The 17,874-nt window shown below is 73.4% G+C and carries 16 protein-coding genes; 3 read left to right on the forward strand and 13 right to left on the reverse strand.

Annotated features, from left to right (window positions below):
- Window positions 1–72: 72 nt before the first annotated feature.
- Window positions 73–822, reverse strand: coding sequence for a peptidoglycan-binding protein (locus GA0115233_RS41530; protein ID WP_218063625.1), 750 nt, complete (start codon window positions 820–822; stop codon window positions 73–75).
- 256 nt (window positions 823–1,078) lie between these two features.
- Here GA0115233_RS41530 and GA0115233_RS42070 point away from each other — a divergent pair, with 256 nt between their 5' ends.
- From GA0115233_RS42070 to GA0115233_RS41355, 3 genes are all read left to right on the forward strand, one after another.
- Window positions 1,079–1,807 (forward strand): peptidoglycan-binding protein, encoded by a 729-nt coding sequence (locus tag GA0115233_RS42070; RefSeq protein ID WP_255310473.1) that lies wholly within the window; start codon window positions 1,079–1,081, stop codon window positions 1,805–1,807.
- Between the two features lie 58 nt (window positions 1,808–1,865).
- Entirely contained in the window at window positions 1,866–2,348 is a 483-nt protein-coding gene (locus GA0115233_RS36570; RefSeq protein ID WP_093724644.1) for a hypothetical protein, read from the forward strand.
- Window positions 2,349–2,629: 281 nt separating this feature from the next.
- On the forward strand, window positions 2,630–3,013 hold the full coding sequence (locus tag GA0115233_RS41355) for a hypothetical protein (protein ID WP_176712067.1): 384 nt from the start codon (window positions 2,630–2,632) through the stop codon (window positions 3,011–3,013).
- A gap of 18 nt (window positions 3,014–3,031) precedes the next feature.
- Here the strand turns inward: GA0115233_RS41355 and GA0115233_RS36580 are convergent, their stop codons facing one another.
- The 12 genes from GA0115233_RS36580 to GA0115233_RS36635 form a co-directional block, all read right to left on the reverse strand.
- Window positions 3,032–4,384, reverse strand: coding sequence for a DUF6519 domain-containing protein (locus tag GA0115233_RS36580; protein ID WP_107406490.1), 1,353 nt, complete (start codon window positions 4,382–4,384; stop codon window positions 3,032–3,034).
- Between the two features lie 65 nt (window positions 4,385–4,449).
- Window positions 4,450–6,582 carry a hypothetical protein gene (locus tag GA0115233_RS36585; protein WP_093724646.1) on the reverse strand — a complete coding sequence of 711 codons (2,133 nt, stop codon included), beginning with the start codon at window positions 6,580–6,582 and terminating at the stop codon, window positions 4,450–4,452.
- Window positions 6,579–9,683 (reverse strand): putative baseplate assembly protein, encoded by a 3,105-nt coding sequence (locus tag GA0115233_RS36590; protein WP_093724647.1) that lies wholly within the window; start codon window positions 9,681–9,683, stop codon window positions 6,579–6,581. Before GA0115233_RS36590 ends, GA0115233_RS36585 begins: the two co-directional genes overlap by 4 nt.
- Window positions 9,680–12,469 carry a putative baseplate assembly protein gene (locus GA0115233_RS36595; RefSeq protein WP_093724648.1) on the reverse strand — a complete coding sequence of 930 codons (2,790 nt, stop codon included), beginning with the start codon at window positions 12,467–12,469 and terminating at the stop codon, window positions 9,680–9,682. Before GA0115233_RS36595 ends, GA0115233_RS36590 begins: the two co-directional genes overlap by 4 nt.
- Window positions 12,466–12,828 carry a GPW/gp25 family protein gene (locus tag GA0115233_RS36600; protein WP_093724649.1) on the reverse strand — a complete coding sequence of 121 codons (363 nt, stop codon included), beginning with the start codon at window positions 12,826–12,828 and terminating at the stop codon, window positions 12,466–12,468. Before GA0115233_RS36600 ends, GA0115233_RS36595 begins: the two co-directional genes overlap by 4 nt.
- A 5-nt stretch (window positions 12,829–12,833) precedes the next feature.
- Window positions 12,834–13,187 carry a hypothetical protein gene (locus GA0115233_RS36605; protein WP_093724650.1) on the reverse strand — a complete coding sequence of 118 codons (354 nt, stop codon included), beginning with the start codon at window positions 13,185–13,187 and terminating at the stop codon, window positions 12,834–12,836.
- Window positions 13,188–13,194: 7 nt separating this feature from the next.
- Complete coding sequence (locus GA0115233_RS36610; protein ID WP_093724651.1) at window positions 13,195–13,692, reverse strand: phage baseplate assembly protein V; 498 nt, start codon at window positions 13,690–13,692, stop codon at window positions 13,195–13,197.
- Window positions 13,693–13,730: 38 nt separating this feature from the next.
- Complete coding sequence (locus GA0115233_RS36615; protein WP_093724652.1) at window positions 13,731–14,852, reverse strand: hypothetical protein; 1,122 nt, start codon at window positions 14,850–14,852, stop codon at window positions 13,731–13,733.
- Entirely contained in the window at window positions 14,849–15,175 is a 327-nt protein-coding gene (locus GA0115233_RS36620; protein WP_093724653.1) for a LysM peptidoglycan-binding domain-containing protein, read from the reverse strand. Before GA0115233_RS36620 ends, GA0115233_RS36615 begins: the two co-directional genes overlap by 4 nt.
- Window positions 15,176–15,207: 32 nt before the next feature.
- A complete protein-coding gene (locus tag GA0115233_RS36625; protein ID WP_093724654.1) occupies window positions 15,208–15,849 on the reverse strand; it encodes a hypothetical protein in 642 nt (213 codons plus the stop codon).
- Entirely contained in the window at window positions 15,846–16,151 is a 306-nt protein-coding gene (locus GA0115233_RS36630) for a hypothetical protein (protein ID WP_093724655.1), read from the reverse strand. The genes GA0115233_RS36625 and GA0115233_RS36630 overlap by 4 nt, the downstream gene beginning before the upstream one ends.
- Window positions 16,148–17,338 carry a DUF4255 domain-containing protein gene (locus tag GA0115233_RS36635; RefSeq protein ID WP_176712068.1) on the reverse strand — a complete coding sequence of 397 codons (1,191 nt, stop codon included), beginning with the start codon at window positions 17,336–17,338 and terminating at the stop codon, window positions 16,148–16,150. Before GA0115233_RS36635 ends, GA0115233_RS36630 begins: the two co-directional genes overlap by 4 nt.
- Window positions 17,339–17,874: the final 536 nt, after the last annotated feature.

The following is a 17,874-nucleotide window of genomic DNA, read 5'->3' on the forward strand; positions in this document are numbered from 1 at the left end:
CCTCTAGCCCGGCACATCACCGAACAACGACGGCCTGCCCCGCCATCACGGGGCAGGCCGTCGGCCGTCCGGTCAACCGCCCTCGGCCTGTAGCCCCTGTGCCCGCAGGGCGGCCGCCAGGGCCGCGCGGGTGGCGCTGCCGCAGATGCCGTCCTGCACCAGGCCCTGGCTGCCCTGGAAGGCCGTCACCGCCGCCCGGGTCTTCGGCCCGTCGAGGCCGTCGATGGCACCGGGGTCGAAGCCGAGGGCCGCCAGCGCCTCCTGCACACCGCGCGTCGACCCGAGGCGGAACACCTTCGCACCGCCTCCGCCTCCGCCCCCGTCGGGCGTGGGCGGCGAACCGTCCTGGTGGAAGGTGACCGGGACGACCGTCCCGCTGTTCGCCGTGTCCAGGAACGTCCGGTGCACGTCGACCCCCTGATACCGGCCGTCGGGAGCGCCCCCGATGATCTCGACCAGGGCGAGGTGCAGATGCGAGGCCGTGGGCGGGAATTCGTGGACGTGCCCGAGCAGGTCCCCTCGGGACACCTGCGAACCGACGCCCAACCCGGCCGGGACGTTGGTGAGATGGGTGTAGAAGCCGCCCATCATGTCGTTCGGGGCGCGCATGAACAACTGGGCGCCGTAGACCTTCGCGTTGTCGGCCGAGGGATTGTGCGGGCTGAACTTGGTGACATGGGCGTCGAAGGCGGCGTGCACCGCCGTGCCCGCACGCGCGCCGAGGTCCATGCCGTACTCGATGTACCAGTCGGGCGGCTGATGCCCTCCCTTTCCGGGGCCGCCGAGATCACTCGTGAACCCGCTGGGGAACGGATTCGACATGTCAATGGTGAATGCGGACACCTCGCGCTCCTCACTTCGTGGCGACTGCCGAAGCGGCCTATCCGCTGGAGTTTCAGTCTGCCGCCGACCCTCTTCGATGGCGGCTGCAATCAGCTCTCCTGAAACGGAAATTGTGGAATTCGCAACGGATTCTTCGCGTGGCTGACGGGCCCCACGGAGCCTAGACTGAAAGATGCACACGCCAGCGTTTGCTCCACTTCTGGAGGCCGGCATGCCTTGGCCTGAAGCACCGGACATGGAACCCGGCGATGTCGTCAATATCCTCGGCGTCGACCATGTCTTCTACGACGAATTTATGCGCACCGGTGGCACCGTTGCCTGGAACAACCAGAATCCCGGGAACATCGTGCGCTCGGGTGAGGCGGAGAGCTACGGCGCTTTTCCCGGAAAACAGAATCGCGGTTTTGCCGTCTTCCCCGACGAGGCGACGGGCTTTGAGGCCATTCGCCGCTATCTCGCGAAGCGGGGGGACCGGACGATCGCCTCGGTGATGCGGGACTACGCCCCGGCGGGTCACGGCTCCAACGACCCGGAGGTGTACGCCCAGAAGGTCGCCGCCGCCCTCGGCGTCGGGACCGACACGACGGTGAACTCCCTCGACGACGGCCAGCTCACCACGTACGCCAACGCGATCAAGGACATGGAGGGGTCGCGGCCCGGACAGACCCACGCTCCCGGCGCCCTGCCGCCGGACGTCGCGCAGTGGCTGGCCGGCCATCCCGGCCGCGCCGAACGGGCCGCCGCGGACCAGCCCTTCGCCCGGCGGGGAACCGTGGCCGAAGGCGTGAAGAACATCCAGCGGCGCCTGAACGAACTCGGCCGCACTCCGCCCCTCGACGTCGACGGCAATTTCGGCCCGCGCACCGACGCCGCCGTGCGCGCGTTCCAGACGGACCACGGCTTGGCCGCGGACGGCATGGTCGGCAACAAGACATGGCGACGGCTCATGGACATCCAGGGCTGACGGCTTCGACGACGGCACACCAGGACCACAGCCCGTATCACCTCGACAGGAGAAGGCCATGTCAGCCACCGCGACTCTCCTCGACGCCTACTGCATCCGCGCGGCCACCGGCACCGACGCGGCCGTGAACGAAGCGGTGAGCGCCCTTGCCGCCAAGATCCCCCTGAACAGCATCGGCACCACTCTGCAGAGCTTCGTCTCGGCCGTTCCCCAGGTCGTCGCGGCGATCGACACGGCCCGCAGCGATCCCGACAACCTGTACATCACCACGAGCACCGAGGGAGACCTCGCGAACGCGGTCTGGCCGGGCAACGGCTCGCCCGGGACGGTCGGCTCGGGACAGACCCAGCTCCTGGGCGTGTCCGTGCCGGTCGACCGCGTGCAGAACGTCTCCCTGTGGGACCACGACGACGTCTCCAGCGACGACCTGCTGGGCTCGATCCGTATCGAGGAGGCCGAGCGAGGGGAGGGCCCCATCGCCAGACTCGCCACGTCCTCCGTTGAAGGGTCTCTCTACTACGTCACCTACCGGGTGGACTGACCGTGGAAGGCGGCTGGGCCTGCGAGATGTGCGGCACCGATGTGCCGCACGGCGCGACACGATGCCGTCGTTGCGGTGCCTATGTCCCCCTGTACGACGACGGCGAGGTGACGGAGCCGCCGCGACGGCGACGGGTCCTCCGTCCTCACCCGCCCCAACCGCCACCCCCGCCCCCGCCCCCACCGCCTCGGGTCGCCCCGCCCCGGGTGACGCCGCCCCCGGTCGCCCCGCCCCCGGTCCGGCACCGACCGCCGCCCCCGCCGGAGGTCCCGCCGCTCCCGGTGGGCACCCTGGCGGGCAGCGGGCTGGTCGAGGGAGTGGCGCGCCACGTGCAGATCCGTACCGAGGTGCACGGCAATTCGGGCAACACCAGTTCGACCGTCGTGTGCAACTTCCGGGTGGAGGTGCACGACCGGCAGGGCCGTCCCCTGCGCCTCGTCCCGGTGGAGATGCGCGGCTCCTCCTTCGAGGGCGCCGTCAACGAAGGGGACCGGGTGCGTGCCCAGGGCAAGGTGAAACGCGGCACGCTCCGGGTCAAGCGGCTGCGCAACCTGACGACGGGAGCACAGGTTTCGGCCCGTTCCGCGCCCACGGCCCTGGTCGTCCTGGCGCTGCTGCTCGTCGTGGCCTGGGGCGTCTATCTCTACGCGTTCGCGGGCCGTTGACCTCCGGCGTCGCCGGGCCTACCGGCGCGGCGGGAACGGCACGCGCAGATCCACCAGCCGGAAGCGGTCGCCGTCCCCAGGTTCCAGGAACGCCAGCGGGGCGTAGTGGTAGCGGATCCCGTGGGGGCGGCGCCTGAGCGGCTGCCCCTGGCGCCCGCGGGGCCATTCGACGTCGGCGGTGAGGACCCTGGCAGGGATCAGCCAGTAGTCGCCGCGGCGGTAGACGCGCGGTTTGTCCTGGCTCGGTTCGAAACGGACCTCGACCCCGTCCTCCAGCGACAGCCACTCTCCCTCGCGCACCGGCAGGCCCATCGCGCCGCCCCGTCCCGTCGCGCCCTGGTCCCAGCGGCGCAGCAGCGGGTGACGCGTGGGCACCAGGCCGACGGAGTGGTGGAACGGGTCGTTGCCGACGTCGGCGTCCAGGGTGACCCTGCACTCGGCGTAGTCGACGCTCCGGACGGTGTAGAGCCGGCCGCAGTCCTCGTCGGGCCGGTCCGACGCCCCGCGGCAGACCACGGCGTCGTCGACGATCTCCACCACGTCTCCGACATCCACGCCGAGCTTGTCGTCGCGGCCCAGCGTGTCCAGCTCGACCTGACTCCCCGACACGGCCCGTACGGGCAGGACCACGGAGCCGTTCTCCCGCGACCACTTGAAGGTCGCCGTGTCCTCCCTGCCGCCCCGGTGCACCTCCACCCGGTACAGCTGGTTCTCCGGTCCCCGGTATCCGGACGCCGGGGTCACCCCGTCCGGCAGGAGGGTCGCCTCGCCGGGGCGCCGGGTCCGCGCGGAGAGCATGCCGCGCGGTTCGAAACCGCTGCGGACACGGGCGTCCAGGAAGCGTCCGGCGCTGCGCATGTCGGGCGGCGACGAGTCCGACTCCAGAGGCAGTACGCACACCTGCCAGACGACCCGCGTGCGCGCTGTGGTGTCCGGTCCGTCGGGGCCGAGGGCCGGCTCCCGGATCCACGGGGCTTCCAGGGCGGTGACGAACCGTTCCCACACCCGCAGGTACACCAGGAACGGGCCGGTGGGCAGCTGGTCGCGTTCGGGGTCCAGGTGCCCGTCGGGCTGGTCCCAGTAGTCGGTGCCGTCGCACTCGCACAGGATGCCGTCGACGTACATGCGCCCGGGGGCCACGGTGAAGGTGTCCCCGTCGTAGTTGTCGATCCCGAACCCGCCGATGCCCTCCGGTTCGGGCGGGTAGGCGGCGGGGCCGAGGAGATCGGCGGCCAGGGTGCGTACGTAGTGCAGGAGGATCGCCGTCTGCTCGTTGAAGTCGGCGTCGAGCTGCACCCGGCCCTGCTGGGACAGAACGGAGGAGAAGCGCCGAGCGGGATCGAAGATGACGCGGGAGAAGTCGCCGTGCATGTGTGTTCTTCCTGCCTGGGCCGAGAGGGCGGTACGGGGTGGTCGGAGCGCGGTTCGGCGCGGACTCAGGTGGCGAAGTAGACCCCGGCGTCGCATCCGGCGGGCGTGTACTCGGCCAGCCTCGTACGCAGGTTGTCCTCCCGCTGCGGTTCGAAGAGGTGGCGCCACACGCCGGGCTCCGAGCCGTTGTCGCCCCCGCGGCGGATCTCCTCGGCACAGGTGTCGGCAAGCCGTACGTAGTCGGGGCGGCCGTACCTGGTGGCGGCGAAGCGCAGCACCACCCGCTCCTCGGCGCGGGAGTGCTCCGGCTGGCAGTGGAAGCGCGGCGGTGTCGGCGAGTCCGGCGGAAGCCAGCAGAACCGTACGGCGCCCCGGTCGCACCGGTCGATCCGCACCTCGCCGTGCAGCAGGCAGTTCTCCAGTACGTCCACGGCCCGGGCACGCACGGACCCGATGACGGTGCTGGAGCGGGCCGTGAGGACGATGTGCGCGGGGGACCCGTTTGGGGAGCCGAGCGCCGTCGCGTCCCGGGACGTCGCGTCCAGCACGCTGTCGCACAGGTCGACCCGGTTGGGTTCCCGCCCCGCCCGGCCCGCCACCGTGACGGTGCCGAGGACGCTGCGCCGGATCTCGACGCGGACCGGGCTGTCGGCGATGTCCAGGCTGGGCGCCCCCGGAGCCAGGGGTGTGCCCCGGCCCTCCAGTTCCCACCCCGGCACGAAGGTGCAGTGCCGGACGACGAGACGCTCCACGCCGCCCCGCACGCGCACGCAGCCGCCGGTCACCAGCAGCCCGTCGAGGACGATGCGCGCCGTGGCCTCGGACGGCGGCCCGCCCCGGGGACCGGTGATCGTCAGCACGCGCCCACGGTCCTCGCCGTACCGGCCGCGCAGCCGGAGGACCGGACGGACCCCGTCGGCGGCGCGCAGAGTGAGCCGGTCGCCCGCGTCGAGGCGGATCTCGTCCAACTCCGCCCAGACGTCGCTGGAGGTGAACTCCATGATCGCCTCGGCCTTGTGCGGGTGGGCCCGTTTCGCGGCCTGCCAGTGCTCCAGCGCCTCGGCGATGCTGCCGTGGTCCCCGCCGGGACCCACCCGGTAGGGCTCGCAGCCGTCGGCGGGGGCGGGCTCGGGGCGGGGATACTCGCCGCCGCCGAGGTCGCCCGAGAACGCGTAGTGGTACGTCACCCGGACGCCATGGGCGGGAGCCGTGCCCGGCGGGAGCATCAGACGGCCGAGGACGGGGTCGACCGCCACCTGCCCGGCACGGGGGCGGTAACGCCAGCCGGTCAGGTCGGCGGACACGATCCGGTCCAGGGGCACCGGGTCGTCGGGCCCGGTCCACACACACAGGCTCTTGTGGGGCCCGTAGTAGTCGTTGAGGCGCTCGGCCAGGGCACTGCGGCCGATGGGGCCGGGCACGTTCGACTCGTCCGCGACGTGAAAGCTCGACGGCTCCGGCACGGGGGCAGTGAACAGAGGAGTGTCGATGGCGAGCACGTTGAAGGTGTAGCAGGCCCGGTCGCGGTCCAGGCAGTACGCGGGGGCGCGTGTCACGGAGTAGGGGCGCAGCCGCCACACGTGCAGCCCGACCGACCGGATGCCGTACCGGCCGGGACGGCGGGCGGATCCCGCGCGCGGTACCTCCAAGGTGCGGGCGAACCCGTCGAACGGGCCGCCCAGCCGGTCCAGCGCGACAGGACTGCGCAGGTCGGCAAGGCCGCCGCCCGCCGCCCCTTCGCGCACGGCCCCGGCCTCGGAGGTGAGGCGCCGCACCGACGGGGTCACGCACAGCAGACGGCGGTGCTCGACGACCCGCGCGGGCCACCCGGCCACCGCCGACGAGAGGTCCTCCAGCAGCGGCAGGGTGCCCTTGCGGCGGCGGTGCACGACGGTGTCGGCGACATCCCGGCGGGGTACCACGACGGCCGACAGGCCGGTTCCCCACGAGGTGTCGTCGGACAGGGCGGCGGCGATGCCGGGCAGGATCTCGTACCCGACGAGGTCGCCGATGTAGGGCACGACCCAGTCGTCGCAGGTCTCGATGAACCAGTTGTCGTAGAGCCGTTCGATGTCCTCCTGGAGGACGGCGACCTGCTCGGCCACGACCGTCAGCAGAGCGCGCAGCGGCCCGCCCTCCTCCGCGTCGCGCCGACGGATCACCGTGGGCAGCAGCGCGTAGAGCTCGTCGGGCGTCATGGAATCCTCCGCAGGATCAGCGTCTCGGGCACGCTCGGGTCGAGCAGGACCAACTGGGCGGGACGCAGCACCGACCGCGGCGCGGCGCCGCCGACAGGCACCGAGCCCTGGACCGCGCGCGGTCCGGCCGGCAGGGCGGGAACGCACGCGACGACGGAGGGGTGTTCGGCGAACCGCACGACGGAGGCCGCGTCCGCGCCCTCGGATACGCCCCCGAAGGCGTCGACATCGACGAGCTCGACGCCGGGAACCGTGTGCGCGGCGGCGACAACGGCGCTCAGGTACACGGGACGGCACAGCTGGGCCCCCGCGAATCCCAGGCGGGCGGCCAGCGCCTCGCGGACCCGCCGCTCGACCTTCTCCGGCAGGTGGCCGGGGGCTGTGCGCACGCCGAGCACCACGATGAGCCGTACGCGCTCGCACGGTTCGACGCGCACGGGCAGCAAGGGGTCGCCGTACCGGCGCAGTGCCGATCGCAGTGCGCCGAGCAGGGGCGAAAAGGCGTCCAGCGGGGCGTCGTCGGCACCGGCCACCGTGACGTGCAGGACGGGACGGCCTCCGGCGACGGTACGGCACGCCACGGCCTTGCCGACCCCCGCGAAGGCACGGGCGAAACTCTCGTAGTCACGCACGGACACCAGCCGGTCGAAGGAGGCATTCCGCAGGGGAATGGCCCTGCGCAGCTCCGCGGGGCCGTCCGCGTCGGCACCGCCGGTCGCGGGCAGCGGGTTGGTGACCCCGCTGACCCCGAGGGGCTTGCTCACGACCTGGTTGATCCGGCCGGGAGCGACATTGCCGGCGCGTCCGCCGCCGACGCGGTAGCGGGCGGTGACGTTCTCCGTGCCGGAGGGCAGACGGGCGCCCTGCCGGCCGTCACCGAACTCCACGGCGGCACGGCCTCCGGGGCCCGCCCGCAGGCTGAACACCCGCGCGGTCGGCCCTGCCTCGCTCAGGTCGGAGGTCCGCTGCCACGCGACGTCGTCGACGCGCACCGTCAGGGCCTCCTCACCGCCGTCGGCGCTCGCCGACGGCACCCAGACGAGCGGACTCTGCCGCAGGGGCAGCACCTGACCGGCCCGGGCGGCGTCACCGCTGCCGAGGACTTCCGTGACGGTCTCGCCGGCGGTCGCCGGGACCACATTGCCGTGCACGACGACCGTGCCCCGGGCGTAGCGGTGGGCCAGCGGCGCCGTCAGCAGCAGCGTGGTGCGCACCCGGTCGTCGTACGAGGTGCCGTCGAAGGCATGGCGCACACCTGCGAGAACAGCGAGCTCGGAGCCCGGCACGCCCACCCGGCGACGAGTGCCCGTACCGTCCTCCGGGACGATGTCCGTCCGCTCGCCCGAGACGACGAGCAGCCTTCCGGGGGCCAGTCCCTCGAAGACCCCGTCGAGGGGCACGGTGCTGCCCGCCAGGTCGGTGGTGTCGGGCGAGGGAACCAGCACCAGTGGCTCACCGGCCGCCCACACCGTGGTGGCCCGCCGCACCGAGATGTCCTCGCAGTCCTCGGTCCACGGCTCGGCCAGCCGCAGCCGCGTCACCCGCACGGCGTCCTGGTCGTTGGCGACGGACACCCGGCTCACCTCGACGACCCGGATGACGCGGATGCGGGTGCGGCCCGCCACCTGCACCGCGATCCAGCTGCCCGGCTGGATCTCCTCGTGCACCGCGTCCAGCAGCAGAACGTCGTTCGCGAGCGGACGGTCACCCTGGGACCGGGACGGAGCCGCCGCGCGCAGCAACCGCTTCACCCGGCCGACGTCCGGGATCGAGGCACCCAGCGGGGCGGTGGTGACACGGAAGTGCCGCACCCCCGGCGGCGCCGTGGCCGGGAGAGAAACGGCGGACAGCGCCTGGTACAGGGCCTCGGTGAGCCCCGGCCGGTTGCCGGCCAGCAGCCGGGGGAGCGCGTCGGACCCGGCGCCCAGCGCGTCGGCGACGTCCCCGGACGGGCGCGGCGGCGGTTGGCCCGGGCCGAGCGCGTTCAGCAGCGGGTCCACCGCGTGCACGACGCGCCCGCCGGGGCCGCCGAGGTCCCGCAGCACGGCCTCCCCGCCGGCCGGCGTCGTCCGCGCGGGCTCCTCGGCCAGGCGCCGGACGGCGTCCTTGGCGGTCGCCACCCGTACGGCGGCCCGCTTGACCAGTGCCTCCGCGTCCACGCCGTCACCGAAGTCGGCCAGCCGCTCACGGAGGCGGCGCAGCACGCGGTCCATCCGGCGCGCGAGGGTGTCCGGGTCGCGCAGCTCCTCGGCACGTCGGCGCATGTCCCGCACCATGGCCAGCAGGTCCTCGAACGGTCCCCGCGAGGGCGCCCGCGCCGCGGCCTCCTCCATGTCGTCCCGCAGCGCCTCCACCGCGCTGTCGAGCTGGCGCGGAGGGTCGGGAACCTTCAGCCGCACGGTGGTCCGCCCGGCCGCGGGATCCCGGTCCACGCCCACCACGAGCCGCGTGAGGTTCAAACGCCCGTCGGGATAGGTGAACAGCAGACGGTCGCCGGGACGCAGGGCCTGCTGCAGCCCGTCCACGTCGATGGAGCCGACGCCGGTGGCGACATCCGGCGTGAGCGCGGTCGCGCGGGTGGTGCGCACCGGCAGCGTGTTCCACTCGGCCCTGGCCGTGAGGTCCCTCGTGGTCTCGAACACCGTGGGCAGCCCGCCCGGCTCGGGCTCGCTCCTGACCTGCGAGCCGGCCGGTACGACGCAGGACGTCCCGGGATCGAGGGCGTAGGCGAGATGGGCGGCGGCCGCCAGCGCCGGGCGCGGCCGGTGACCGACCAGTCTGCCGAGCCGGGTCAGGGACTCCTGCTCGGTCGCGGTGCGCAGGAACCCCTCGTTGGCGATGCGTTCCTGGTAGAACGTCAGCACGTCGGCGACGACGGCCCAGGCGTCGAGCAGGGCGATCGAGGGATCGTCCGGCTCCCGCGTGGTCAGCGCGGCCAGCGGTGTCCGGGGGTCGGCCGGGGACAGCCGCGCCAGCATCGCGTCGAGGAAGTCACGGTGGCTGCCCGCACGGTAGGACAGCTCCGGCAGCCCGGGCCGGTTCCACACCCGTCCCGGGCCGGGGCGGCCGGGCCCCTGCACGCCGCTCGGGGCGCCCGTCATCGTCCGCCCCTCAGCCGCAGGGTCAGACGACCGTTCTCCGGGTGGGTGAGGTCACCGTCGAGCCGCGGGATCTCCAGGGGCGCCAGGCGCAGCTCCCCGGAGTCCGGTACCTCAGGCCCCTCGGCCTCCCCACCGGCGGGCCGGTACCTGCGCAGCAGCGTCACCTCCGCGTGCTGGACCCCGGGCACGCCCATGCAGAGCGCCACCAGGGCGCTGGCCCGCACCGGCGTGCCGAAGGTCAGTACCGAGGGGTCGAAGAACCCCGGAGCGCCGTTGGGCCCCCGCCCCGGCAGCAGGCGGCGCTCCAGTGCCTCACGCACATGGGCGGTGGCGTGGTGCGGGTCGATGAGCACGTGCAGGGCCACGTCGAGCGGGACCAGCGGAGCGGGGCGCGTGACGACGTCGTGGCCGATGAGCCGGTACCGGTTCAGCATGCCGCGCACGTCCGCCAGCAGCGGCTGCCACTGCACGGAGGTGCCCACCGGGTCGAGGGCGACGTCGGCCTCGTACCAGCTCCCCGTCCAGCGCAGGGTGGCGGCGGCGTGCCGCACCTCGGGATGACCCGCGGCGAGGGTGGCGTAGTCCTCGGCGGTCACGGCGCGCAGCAGGGTGCGGAAAGGGGCGCGGGGGGCGGCACGCCGCGCCTCGGCCACGGGCTCGGGATCGGTGCCGCCGGTCACCGGCACCGGATTGCGTACGCGGGTCACGGACGGCAGGTCCGCGGTCCGGTGGGTGATCCGGTTGACGGTCTCGCTGCCCGCGTTGCCGGACCGGCCGTTGCCCACCCGGTAGGCCAGGCGCAGCCGGGTGCCCGGGCGGGGCGCCTGTCCGCACCGGCCGTCCCCGAAACGGACGGTGAGCACGCCGTCGTCGTCGGTCTCGCCCACGAAGTGGCGGTCGTGGGGACCGCTCCCCAGGAGGTCCCGGCGCGGGGTCCACCGAGCCCCGGTTCCGTCCGTCTCCGTCACGTGCAGCACCGGCAGGGCCTCACGGGGGTCGGGCCGCAGCGCGGTGCGGGCCGGGCCGTACAGCGCGGGATTGTCGTGGCGCAGGGCGTTCTCGGCCGCTTCTCCCAAGCTCTGTCCGATCTCCCAGCACACGGCCTCCGGATCGAGGACGTATCCGGACCGGGCCCGGCGGATGAGCGTTTCCAGGCGCCGCTGGGGTCCGAGCATGTCGTCGAACCGGGCGTGCAGCCGAGCGACGGTGTCATGGCGGTGCGAGGGGTCTGCGAGGTCGCCTGCCACGGACGTACCGAACCACGTCCGCAGGAACCCCAGGGCGTCCTCGTCGAGACGGGCCGTCCCGTGGTGGAGGTCGCGCAGCCGGTCCCGCGCCTCGGCCGCGAGGTCGAGCAGTCGTCGGGCCTGTGCGGCGGCCACGTCGGCGGGGCGGGGGTGGGGTGGCGACCAGGTGACGGGCGTGCCGCGCACCGGCGCCGTGAAAGGCCGCGTCCGCGCGCCGCAGTGCGGCCCGTCCGGCGCCCGCGGTACCAGGACGGTCTCCTCGGGGTCCCCGCCGGGCAGCCAGGCGCTGTCCAGTCCGTGCTCGACGAGGACAGCGTTGCCGAGCGCCACGACGGACGCTTCGGGCCGGCCGTCGGGACCCGCCGGGTTCCGCACCAACAGCGGGAAGGTGAGGGCGTCCTCGTCCGCCCAGGCGATCTTCACGACCGGGGTGCCGGAATCGGAGTCGATGTCGCGGGTGGCGCGGGTGAGGCGGACGGCCTGCCGGTGTTCGGGGTCGGGCGCGCCACCACCGGGGCCCTGCTTCTCCTCCAGGACGAGAAGGTCTCCGGCCTTGAGGTCCAGCGCGCGCTCTCCGCCCCGCCCGTCGAGGAGGGCGGCCCGGGTGGTGCCGACGGGCAGCTCGAACACCTCCTGCCCCCAGGCCCACAGAGGAATGCAGTTGTGCTCCGGGCGCAGCCGCACGGTGCGCTTCTCCAGCGGCTGGTAGACCGGATGCGGTCCTGCGGTGAGCGCTTCCTGGGACATCGTCGGCCCGCCGCCCCGGGCGCCCGCCTCCTCCGGCAGCGCGGTGAACGCCAGGTCGTCCGTCTGCACGCGCAGCGGCGCGGACACCTCGACACAGACGACAGTGCGGGCCGCGCAGCCGTCGTGCATGGCATAGCCGACGAGGCGGGCGTGCCGACGCACCGAGGTGCGCAGCCGTGCCGTGTCCAGGTAGGCCTCGGTGGCCACGGCGTCCTGCTGGTAGCTCAGCCGGTCACCGACGTGGGCCAGGAGCTCGACCAGGGTGAGCCAGAGGTCGGGCACATGCCGCTCGTTCCACCGCGGCAGGGTCAGCGACAGCCGCTCCAGGAGCAGGCGGCGGAAACTCGCGTAGTCCTTGGCCAGATAGTCGATCGCGGGTTCGGCACCCACGGGCGGCCGGTCCACGGGGACGGTGTGCGGAGCGCCCCGCGGTTGAGCGCGCACACCGGGCGCGAAGGTGAAGTCCGCCCGGTCGTGGGCGCCGTGGAAACCGCGCCCCAACAGCCGCAGCCGGTACGTGGACTCGTCGCACGGCCGGTCCAGATACAGCCGGAGCCGGGTCATACCCGAGCCCTCCGGTTCGGGCCCGGCCTCCGCGGTGACCCGGGCGACACGGACCCCCACGACGCGGCGACCGCCCTCGATCAGGAAACTGTCGCGGGTGACGCGCCGCGGAAGGGTGCCGAAGAACGCGACGGTCAGCGTCCGCCGGTCCGGGTGCGCCCGTACTTCCGCGATCCCGGCCGGTTCCCCGGGGCGCGGATCGTCGTCCGGGCCGTGCAGCACGGTCATGACAGGACTCCTCCGCCCACGGTGACGGTGCGGCGCTCACCGGTCGCGGTGAGGACGTAGGCGACATGGACGTGCAGGGTCGCCTCCTGCGACGTGACGGTGAGGGACTCCACGGTGAGCAGATCGCCGAGCCAGCGCTGGAGCGCCGCCTGCGCGGTCATCTCCAGGGTCGCCGCCAGCTCGGGGCTGTTCCCGGCGAAGACCAGGTCGAGGTAGTTGCACCCGAAGTCCGGCCGGTTGACGCGCTCTCCGGGAGTCGTGAACAGGACCAGTTCGACCATGTCCCGCACATGATCGGCGTGGCCGGCCGTGGCCGTGCGGCCGCGGTCGTCGAACCGGTAGGGGAACTCGATGTCCATCGCGGTCACATCCCCCGGACCCTGAGCTGCATCGCCTGCACCATCGGCGGGTTCGGCGGCGGTGTGCCCACGCCGATGGCCGGGGCGACACTGACCGGCGGGGACGGCTGGAGCAGGGCCGGCAGACCGCCCACGAACACCCGGGTCGAGGTGTGCAGCCAGGTGATGCTCGTGCAGGGCGGCGCGCCGAGCGTGGCGGCCGGGAAGCTGCACCCGGCCACCAGGAACATGTCCGCGCTGGTGGCCACCGGTTGGCCGCTCACCAGGACGCGCTGCTGGACCGGCGCGGGGATGGTCACGAGGCCGGGAGGGTGGGCGCACATCATCAGGGCGCCGTAGTGGAGCAGCAGTCCGGGCATGGCTTCCTCACAGCACCGTCAACGCGCCGTTGTTGACGTTGACCTGGGGACCGGCCAGTTGGACGGTGGCCAGTCCGGGCCCGCACGAGATCTCGATGGATGTCTCATTGATCTTGATGAACGGGCCGTTCTCCCCGTGCAGTTGCAGCTTGATGCCGCCACCGGGGCCGGGCATGTCGCTGATCACCAGCGCGTTCCCGGAGGGCGTGGCCAGGACGATCTGGGGGACACCCGGCGGCGCGGCCTTGGCCGCCGACGGCACGTCCCCCGACCCGCCCCGCCGGAACCCGACCCAGACCGCCCGCTCCGGGTCCCCGTCGAGGAATCGCACCCACACCCCGGAGTCCGGGGGCGGCACCACGTACATGCCGCAGTCGGAACCGGCCAGCGGGGTCAGCGGTGCGGCCCACACGGCGGTGTCGGGGCCCAGTACTTCGGGGACACGCACCAGGAGTCTGCCGACTCCGGTCGGGTCCACGGCCGACATCACGACACCCTCGTACATGCCGTGCCACTGTCTTGTCCGGGCTGTTGCCGCGGTTGTCATGGGGTCACCGTCCCGATGTCGGCGCCGAGTCCGTCGCGGACCAGCGTGAAGTGCTGTCTGAAGGTGTCGCGGGTGAGATCGTGGGTGACGCCGGACACGAAGTAGCGCCCGTCGTACGCCTGTCCGGCTCCGCGTACTCCCACCAGGCCGTGGGCGCTCAGGACATGGCCGTACCGCAGCACGTCGAGCGTGCCGTGGCCGCTGACGGGGTCGGTGGCGAGCCGGCTGCCCAGTCCGGCCAGCATCGTCCTGGTCAGGGTGCGGCCGGTCTGGCCGACGAGCGTGTCGGTGCGCAGGACCTGTGCGGGGCTCGCCGCGAGGCTTCTGCGCAGCAGACGGGGCTGCGGCGGGGTGACCTCGGACGCGGTCGTGGACGGCGGTTCGAGGCGGTGGCCCCGGTGGTCGGAGTCGGCCAGGGCGTCGAAGGAGAAGGACAGCTCCTCGACGTTGTCCGCGGCGCCGCAGCCGGTGGTGAGCGCCGGTTGCAGGGCGCCGTCGCGGTTCTGCGGACCCCAGTAGGCGGTGCTGACACCCGGCGCCGGGCCGGGTTCGAGGTGGAAGACGTGCCCCACGTCCGCGGCCATGGACCGGAGATAGGCGAGATCGGTCGACGACTGCACCGGGATGTCGACCACCGGGTTCGGCTGGTCGGTGAGTACCGGCGCCACGGTCCTCGGGGTGATCCCGTACTGCGCGTACGAGGAGCAGACCGCGGCCGCCCGCAGGTGCGGCGGCAGCCCGGGAAAGGCCCGCCTGACGTGCTCCAGGTCCATCAGTGCCGACAGGTCCTCACCGGTGACGACGAGGAACGACCGGCCCGGCTCCCGCGCGGTGTGCAGCTCCTGATGGGTGATCACCCCGTCCGTCAGGACATGGCACCGGCCCGCCAGGACCACGGCGACCACGACGCGCTTCTTCGGGTGCAGCGCCCCGTTCGGCACGACGGCCCGGGCCACCGGGGATCCGGCGCTGACGGCGAAGACCAGCTGGAAGCCGCCGGTCCGGCCGCTGACACAGGTGATCCGCGCCGTGTGCAGGGCATCGACGAGCGCCGCCGGGGCCGGGGCGGGCACGACGTCCCCGGTGAGCAGCATGAGGTGCAGGGCCTGTGCCGTCACCGGGCCGGCCCGTCGCCGAGGCCCGGCACGGACGCCTCGGCGGGCAGAGTGATGCGCAGCCGTCGACCGGGCACGGCGGTCAACTCCTCAGGACGCATCGCCCGGTTCGCATCGGCGATCCGCCACGACTGCTCGGGGTCCCCGTACCGGCGGGCCGCGATGAGGTCCAGCCGGTCCCCGGCGACGACGACATGCTCGCCCACGGCCGTCAGTTCCTCCGGCCGGGGCACGAAGCGGCGGCGCAGATGGACGACGGTCCTGCCGTCCGGGAACGTGTACGTGGCGGTGGGGACCGCCTCGTACCTGCTGTTGGGCTCGATCATGACCGAACTCCTCCGGCTTCCTGGTGCACTGCTCAGCCCCCCGAGTAGCCGACGGCCCCGGGGCCGTATCCGACGAGGCCCGCGAAGCGTTCCCTGCCCTGCTGGTACTGCAGGTGCAGACCGCCTGCCCGGTGGCTGAAGCCGACGTCGTCGACCGTGAGAATCCGCACCGTGAGCAGCACCCGCGCCCGGATCGGGTTCAGCTCCCCGTCGTACGCCTCCTCCGTGACGTCGATGTCGAGCATCCGCACCGGCAGCACCCGGCGCGGGCCCAGCACCAGCACCGGCAACGGGCCCTGGACGGGGGCGATCTCCAGGATTCCCTTGGCGGCCAGGTCGTTCTGCCGGGTCAGCTGCTCCACCGAGGGACTGACGGCTGTCTCCAGCGCGGACAGCATTCCGAACAGCCCCGATTCCGCGGGTTGCCCCGAACTGCCCGCCGCCCCCGGCTGGTCGGTGGCGTCGAACTCGGCCTCGATCCGGAACGTCTCGCGGGGCGGTCCCTGCAACCGCAGCGCCTCCAGCCGGTCCCCGGCGTCGGCGCCGATGCCCCGCGGGCTGAGCGTACGGGTGATGCTGTCGGGGTTGTACTGGAACGGTACGACGCGCAGCACACGTCCCTGTTCGGGATCGAGGAAGACGATCCCGCCCCGCCGAGGCGCGGGTGAGGTCATGGCCTGAACTCACCTGCCCGCGGTCGAGGCCGCTCCGCCTCGGGTACGCCCAGTTCCCGCAGCACGGCCAGGGCGACGTGCCGCCCGAGAGCGGAGAGCCCGGCATCCACCGGTACGGGGCGGCAGGCGGCCTCGCCCGGTTCGTCGCCGTCGGCCGCGTCCCGGTCCCGGCGGGCGGGACGGACGCCGAGACATGCCGCCAACTCCGCCTGCACCGCCGCGCAGAGCGCGGCCCGGGACGGCGCAGTGGCCGCGTCGAGTTCCAGTCGGCGGATGTGCAGCTCGACCCGGGTGCCCGTCATGTGATCACCACCGCCGTGTCCGCGTCGAACCGCTCGGCGTCCCCGCCGGTCAGCGGGCTGTCCACCCCGTCCACACGCAGGCGCAGCGGATACCGCCCCGGCACGCCCGCGGCCAGCCGGAACCGCAGGGTGCGAGTGGCCCGCGCGAAGGGCTGGGCCGGCACCGGCCGACTGCCCACGAGCAGCTCCACCCGCTGCCCCGGGTGAACAGCGGATGCGCAACGCACCTCCAGCACCGCGGCTCCCTTGGGGTCCAGCACGGCGGTCAGCGGCAGAGGACTGGTGACGCGCGGCGCGACACGCAAGGTCCGCGGCCGGGTGGTTCGCTCGCCGCCGTCGGCAGCGGTGAGCACGACCACCGCCGACCAGCAGCCCGCACCGAGGTTCTCGCCCAGCGTGGCGCTCACCGCGTCGGCTCCGGCGGCACGGGCGGGCAGCACGACCGGCGGTCCGCCGAGCACCAAGTGCGTCAGACGAACGCTCGCTGCTCCCACGGTCAGTCCGCTGCCGCTGAGCAGGATGTCCGATCCCGGCTCGGCGACCGCGGGTTGGACGGCGTCCAGCACCGGCCAGGGCGCCGCCGCCGTCGGCGCCGCCACGGGTCCGGATCCGGCCTCCCCGCGGCGCAGCACGGGCAGTGGCGTACGGCAGGGCGCCGAACTGTCGATGAGCACGACACGGGCCTCGTAGGCCACCGAGAGCCGGTATCCAGAGCCCAGGGAGGTCCACAGCCGGCACATACTGTCGGCCGTCAGCGCGGACGGCGTGAGCTTCACCGGCTCCTCCTGCAGATGCAGATCGCTGAACTTCGCGGCGGCCCTGAGATCGCCCGCAGGCAGCTCGGGCCGGTCGTGCAGCGCCGACATCGCCGCTCCGACCAGCCGCTCCGCAACGGCGGAGTCGTCAGCCGGCGGCGCGTACGCGGAGAACAGGTAGTGCAGCGCGAGCGCGAGCGCCGGGCGACGGGTCTCGCCGGGGTGCGTGCCGGGAGGGTCGGTGTTGCGCCAGGCCGCGTCGATGTCGGTTCTGTACAGGAAGACGTTCAACGCCGGTCCGGTGACCGCGGCATCGGCGTCACCGGGGTGACGGACCGTCACTTTGGCGCCGGGGACGGCGTGCTGGACCGCCTCCGCCAGCACGGCACGCAGGGTCTCCGTCACCGCGGCAATGGCGAGCGCGTCGCTCACGGCCGCCTCCCGAGGTACTCGTCGAGCCTCAGCCGCGAGCGCCGCTCCGGAGCCGGGGCGTCGAGAAAGGGTTCGGTGGTGGTGCGGACGACCAGACGGTCGATGGTGACGCGCACGACGGTTTCCGACGGCGGGGTGGACTGGGCCGACTGGGCCGACGGGGTCGGAGCTCCCCAGTCCGAAGGGGGCGGCGTCGGTGGGGCTGGGGGGTGGTCTGGCGCCGCGGTCGAGGTGTTGGAGGGGGTCCGGCGGGGCGGGGAGGTGGGTCGATGGGTGGTGGGCGCGGCGGTGTGGGCGGGGGTGGAAGGTGGCGGCGGGGGCGGTGTCGTGTGGGGCGACGGGGTGTTCGGGTGCGGCCGACACGTCGGAGGAGGGCTGGCGGGTCGCGGGGGTGGGCTCATGGGTGGTGGGCGCGGCGGTGTGAGCGGGACGGGCAGGTGCGGAGAGTGGCGGGGTCGGCGTCGTTGGGGCTGGCGCGGGGTGTTCGGGTGCGGCCGAGGTATCGGCGGGGGCGTTGGCGGGACGGCTGAGGTCGG

This window comes from Streptomyces sp. DI166, from assembly GCF_900091315.1.
Lineage (GTDB): Bacteria > Actinomycetota > Actinomycetes > Streptomycetales > Streptomycetaceae > Streptomyces > Streptomyces fuscus.

Bases quoted from the DNA above. Each gene is read 5' to 3' on its own strand.
- GA0115233_RS41530 (WP_218063625.1), bottom strand. From the start codon at position 822: ATGTCGAATCCGTTCCCCAGCGGGTTCACGAGTGATCTCGGCGGCCCC.
- GA0115233_RS42070 (WP_255310473.1), top strand. From the start codon at position 1,079: ATGGAACCCGGCGATGTCGTCAATATCCTCGGCGTCGACCATGTCTTC.
- GA0115233_RS36570 (WP_093724644.1), top strand. From the start codon at position 1,866: ATGTCAGCCACCGCGACTCTCCTCGACGCCTACTGCATCCGCGCGGCC.
- GA0115233_RS36580 (WP_107406490.1), bottom strand. From the start codon at position 4,384: ATGCACGGCGACTTCTCCCGCGTCATCTTCGATCCCGCTCGGCGCTTC.
- GA0115233_RS36585 (WP_093724646.1), bottom strand. From the start codon at position 6,582: ATGACGCCCGACGAGCTCTACGCGCTGCTGCCCACGGTGATCCGTCGG.
- GA0115233_RS36590 (WP_093724647.1), bottom strand. From the start codon at position 9,683: ATGACGGGCGCCCCGAGCGGCGTGCAGGGGCCCGGCCGCCCCGGCCCG.
- GA0115233_RS36595 (WP_093724648.1), bottom strand. From the start codon at position 12,469: ATGACCGTGCTGCACGGCCCGGACGACGATCCGCGCCCCGGGGAACCG.
- GA0115233_RS36600 (WP_093724649.1), bottom strand. From the start codon at position 12,828: ATGGACATCGAGTTCCCCTACCGGTTCGACGACCGCGGCCGCACGGCC.
- GA0115233_RS36605 (WP_093724650.1), bottom strand. From the start codon at position 13,187: ATGCCCGGACTGCTGCTCCACTACGGCGCCCTGATGATGTGCGCCCAC.
- GA0115233_RS36610 (WP_093724651.1), bottom strand. From the start codon at position 13,692: ATGTACGAGGGTGTCGTGATGTCGGCCGTGGACCCGACCGGAGTCGGC.
- GA0115233_RS36620 (WP_093724653.1), bottom strand. From the start codon at position 15,175: ATGATCGAGCCCAACAGCAGGTACGAGGCGGTCCCCACCGCCACGTAC.
- GA0115233_RS36625 (WP_093724654.1), bottom strand. From the start codon at position 15,849: ATGACCTCACCCGCGCCTCGGCGGGGCGGGATCGTCTTCCTCGATCCC.
- GA0115233_RS36630 (WP_093724655.1), bottom strand. From the start codon at position 16,151: ATGACGGGCACCCGGGTCGAGCTGCACATCCGCCGACTGGAACTCGAC.